Here is a 436-nt window from a genome sequence, read left to right on the forward strand (position 1 = left end):
ATGAGCAAGAGAAGTTCCTGGTGCACGATATTCAACTGAGCCTCGATCTGGCTGAAGCGTTTTATCAGATGAAAGAGTATAAACTGGTGCTTTGGTTAGCACGTGAAGCGCACCAACGATTTGACTCGTGCCCGGAATTGGCGAAGTTATATTTACTAGCCGCTAAGACTATTCTTTCGAAGTCCAAGACACCGGAAAAAGCACGTGCATTCTTGCACTATATTGACGAGAACTTTCCGGATACCGAGTTTAAGGAAGCCGCAAGGCGCTTGCTAGAACACCTTGACTCACATTAACTGAGCCGATCATTGATGGCATTGAGTATTTGCCACTTCTTCCCACACCACTGTGGGGCAAGCAGAATGTCTTGCGAGGCTGTTCCGGTTAGCCGGTGAACGATTACGTTTTTAGGAAGGCGCTCAAGCATTTTGACCAC

At 47.2% G+C, this 436-nt stretch carries 2 protein-coding genes; one reads left to right on the forward strand and one right to left on the reverse strand.

The genetic code is table 11. From position 1 onward, the window contains the following. Nucleotides 1-296: tol-pal system YbgF family protein (locus tag A3729_RS32720; RefSeq protein WP_197475743.1), on the forward strand; the 296-nt coding region annotated here is incomplete at its 5' end. On the opposite strand, the gene A3729_RS34545 is transcribed toward A3729_RS32720, so the two are convergent. Further along, a complete protein-coding gene (locus tag A3729_RS34545; RefSeq protein ID WP_369820122.1) occupies nucleotides 293-427 on the reverse strand; it encodes a hypothetical protein in 135 nt (44 codons plus the stop codon). The genes A3729_RS32720 and A3729_RS34545 overlap by 4 nt on opposite strands. Nucleotides 428-436: the final 9 nt, after the last annotated feature.

The sequence above is a fragment of the Oleiphilus sp. HI0043 genome (genome assembly GCF_001634935.1).